The organism is Streptomyces sp. CBMA29 (assembly GCF_014596445.1).
Taxonomy (GTDB): domain Bacteria; phylum Actinomycetota; class Actinomycetes; order Streptomycetales; family Streptomycetaceae; genus Actinacidiphila.
Genome location: NZ_MECL01000180.1, coordinates 1 through 4,251, shown reverse-complemented (window position 1 = coordinate 4,251; position 4,251 = coordinate 1). Strand labels below are relative to the sequence as shown.

2 protein-coding genes are annotated in these 4,251 nt (G+C 74.3%); both read left to right on the top strand.

Annotated elements, in window-relative coordinates; translation table 11 throughout:
* The coding region (locus BGM09_RS23985) for a phosphopantetheine-binding protein (protein ID WP_223187515.1) at positions 1–499 on the top strand (499 nt) is incomplete at its 5' end.
* Between the two features lie 329 nt (positions 500–828).
* The coding region (locus tag BGM09_RS23980; protein WP_188283760.1) for a non-ribosomal peptide synthetase at positions 829–4,251 on the top strand (3,423 nt) is incomplete at its 3' end.

The window sequence follows — 4,251 nt, the reverse complement described above, 5'->3', positions numbered from 1 at the left end:
GCGGGCCTGGGCGGACGGCGGCGACGGCGCCCCCGCCGAGCCGCACCTGGCGCCGCCGCGCCGGGTCACGCTGCCCACGTATCCGTTCGAGCGGGCCCGGCACTGGGTGGCGCCGCCGGTCCTCACCGGGACGACGCCGGACGGGGGCGGCGCGGTATCCGCCGTGACCGCGCATCCCCGGCCGCCGTTGGAGACGGCGTACGCGCCACCGGCCGACCGTCTGGAAGGGCTGGTCACCGAGGCTTGGGGGAACGCACTCGGCATCGACGGCGTCGGACGGGACGACAACTTCTTCGACCTGGGCGGCCATTCGCTGCTCGCCGCCCGCGTCACCACCTCGCTGCGCGCGATCCTCCCGGTCACCACCGACGTCACGGACCTGCTGAACACTCCTCCCACGGCGGCCGGGCACGCCGACCGGCTCCGCAGCCGCCTGCACGACAAGCTCGCCGCCCTCTCCGACGAGGAGGCCGCCGCCCTGGTGGCCCAACTGGACTAGCGCGTGTCGGGCGAGCGGGATTCAGGCGGGCGGGATTCAGGCGGGCGGAATCAGACAACGGAGCCTCGCGCTCGCCGGGGCTCCATGAACCCGGCGGAATCCGCACGCCCGGCAGAAACCCGCGCAGCGGGGCCCGCGCGGCAGGAAACCACACCACGAGCCACAGGGCAGGGCGCGCCAGGTGCCCGCCGCCGAGAAAGGCCGCTCCCCACCAGGCCCAGGCCCAGACCCCGACCAGCCCCGGCCGGGCCTTCACCGGTCCGCCCGCGACGTACGGCGCTCCGCACTCCACCCCACGAACGGAACACGAACGGAAGCCGGGAGAACCCATGACCGACGCCCTACCGCAGCCGCCCGCCACCGAGCAGCCCGTGTCCGGACGGGGCAGCGGCCTGTCGGAGGCCAAGCGGCAACTGCTCGACCGGTGGCTGTCAGGCGCCGCGAGTCCACAGGCCATCGCCCATCACGAGGAACCGGGGCCGGTGCGGGCCACCGGCGCGCAGCGGCGGATGTGGGTCCACGGGCGACTGCACCCCGGCACCGCCGCGTACAACATCGGCCAGGCCGTACGGCTGTCCGGCGCTCTCGACCGGGACGCGTTGCGGGCCACGCTCGCCGAACTCGTCGCGCGGCACGACGCGTTGCGCACGACCTTCACCGAAGTGGACGGCCTGCCGCACCAGATGGTGGCCGACCGGCTCGAACCGCCGCTGGCGCTCGCCGACTCGGGCGGCGACCGGACGGGCGAGGCGGCGTGGATCTCGTCGCTGGACACCGCGGCCTTCGACCTGGAGCGCGGCCCGCTGGTCCGCTTCGGGCTGCTGCGGCACGGCGACGACGAGCACGTGCTGATGATCGTCGTGCACCACGCGGTGGCCGACGGGCTCTCGCTCGGTGTGCTGCTGCGTGAACTGTACGAGCTGTACGGCGCGTTCAGCGCCGGTCGTCCGAGCCCGCTGTCGCAGCCGCGGGTCACCTACCGCGACTACGCGCGCTGGCGGGAGGGCCGCGAGGCGGGCCCGGAGTACGCGGAGCATCTGGCGGCCTGGCGCCGCGCGCTCGGCGACGAGCCGCCGCGCCTGGACCTGCCCACCGACCGGCCGAGGCCCGCGGTGCCCGGCTCCCTGGCCGTCTCGCACCGCTTCACGGTGGACCCGGCGGTCTGGAGCGCGGTCCGCGGGCTCGCACGGGCGCACGAGGCGACGCCGTACATGGTCGCGGTCACCGCGCTCACCGCGCTGCTGCACCGGTACACCGGACAGCGGGGCATCGCGGTCGGATCGGTCGTGCACGGCAGGGAGCGCCCCGAACTCGACCAGGCCGTCGGCTGCTTCGCCGACACCGTGGTGCTGCGGACGGCCGTGGACGGCGAGACCTCGTTCGGCGCGCTGCTCGACCTGGTCCGTGGCACGTGCCACGACGCGTACGCGCGTCAGGAGGTGTCGCTGGACGCCATCGCCTCGGAGCTGCGCTGGGACCGCTCCACGAGCGCGGGTCCACTGCCGCAGGTGCTGGCGGTGATGCAGACGCCGCCGCAGGGCGCCGCGATCGCCGGGCTGCGCGCCGAACCGGTCGAGCAGGAGGTGGACTCGGCCCGCTTCGACCTGGTCCTCAACTGCTGGGAGTCCGACGGCACTCTGCACGGCGCGGTCACCGGCAACGCGGATCTGTACGAGGCCGGCACCGTGGCCCGCTGCGCCGCCCATCTGGTCCGGCTGCTGGAGTCGGTCGCGGAGCGGGGCGCTGAGGTCGCCGTGTCGGACCTGGAGATCGTGCCCGAAGAGGAACGGGAGCTGCTGCTGCGCTGGGGTCACCCGGTCGAGGGCGACGACCCTTTGGTCACACAGGACTTGGCGGCCCTGATCCGCGAGGCCGCACTCCGCGACCCGGACGCGGTCGCCGTCGAATGCGGCGCCGCCGTCCTGACGTACGGCGGGCTCGAAGCGCGCGCCGAGGCGCTGGCGGGCCGCTTGCGGAAGGCGGGTGTCGGCCCGGAGACGCTGGTCGGCGTCCTTCTCGAACGCTCGGTCGACCTGGTGGTGGCGCTACTCGCGGTCCTCAAGGCGCAGGGCGCCTTCGTCCCGCTGGAGGTCTCCTGGCCCGCCGCGAGGGTCCGTGCCATCGCGGAGAACTGCGGGCTGCGCCTGGTCGTGGGCGAGGACGACGCGGTACGGCTGCTGACCGGCACGACCGTGGAGGTCGTACGGCCCGACGTACCGGTCGGCGACGGGACATCAGCGGCGAAGGCGCCCGCGCCGTCCGTGGAGGAGGCGGCACCGGACATGGAACGCGTCGCCTATGTGATCCACACGTCCGGGTCGACCGGCACGCCCAAGGGGGTGATGATCCGTCAGCAGGCGATCTGCAACCGCATGTTGTGGCAGATCGGCAAGCTGGGCCTGCGCGCGGACGACGCGGTCCTGCACAAGGCGCCGCTGGGCTTCGACATCTCGATCAACGAGATCTTTCTGCCGCTGGTGGCGGGCGCCCGGCTGGTGGTCGCGGAGCCGGGCGACGACGGTGACGTGGACCGGCTGCTGGACACCGTCGAGCGGCACGGCGTCACCTTCCTCTACATCGTCGCCTCGATGCTGGACGTCCTGCTCGAACGCGCGGACGCGGCGGCCCGGATCCGCTCGCTGCGCCATCTGTGGTGCGGCGGCGAGGCGCTGACCGGTGACCTGTACCTCCGCTTCCGCGAGGCGTCCGGCGCCCGGATGTACCACGGTTACGGTCCCGCCGAGACGACCATCGGCGTGAGCTGCCGGGTCTTCGAGCCGGGTGAGCAGGTCGAGCGCATCTCGATCGGCCGGCCGAACCCGAACGCCCGGCTGTACGTGCTCGACGCGGCGCTGCGGCCGGTGCCGGTCGGGGTGCGCGGCGAACTGCACGTCGGCGGGCTGCCGTTGGCCCGCGGCTACCTCAACGACCCGGCGCGCACGGCCGAGTTCTTCATCGGCGACCCGTACGCCGACACCCCCGGCGGCCGGATGTACCGGACCGGGGACCTGGCGCGGTTCCGTGCCGACGGGGAGATCGAGTTCCTGGGACGGCTCGACGACCAGGTGAAGATCCGCGGTTTCCGGGTGGAGCCGGGCGAGGTCGCGGCGGTACTGGCCAGGCATCCGCGGGTACGGCAGTCCTCGGTGCTCGCCAGGGCCGCCGCGGGCGGCGGGCACGAGCTGATCGCCTACTGCTCGGTCGGCGCCCCGGACGGCAGGGACGGCGGCGACGGGAGTACGGGCGGCGATGCGGCGGAGGCCGACGGCGACGCGCTGCGCGGGTGGCTGGGCGGACTGCTGCCCGCGCACGCCGTACCGCGGGCCGTCGTCGTCCTGCCGGAGCTGCCGCTGACCACGGCGGGAAAGGTCGACCGCAAGGCGCTGGCCGCGCTGCCGCTGCCGACCCCGGGCGACGGGACCGGCTACACCGCGCCCGCGCTCGGCACCCAGGACGAGGTGGCCAGGATCTGGGCGGAGGTGCTGGACACCGAAAAGGTCGGGGCGCACGACAACTTCTTCGACCTCGGCGGCCACTCGCTGCTCGTGATCCGGGTGCAGACGCTGATCGAGCAGCGTCTCGGCCGCAAGGTGCCGCTGCTCGAACTGTTCGGGAACGCGACCGTGGCCCGGCTGGCGGCGTATCTGGAGGCCGACGAGGGGGACGGTTCCGGCCGGGCCGCCCCGCCGGCCGAGGCCGAGTCGCGCGCTCGGGCGCGGGCGCTGCGCGGCCGGGAGGCGCTGTCGCTGCGC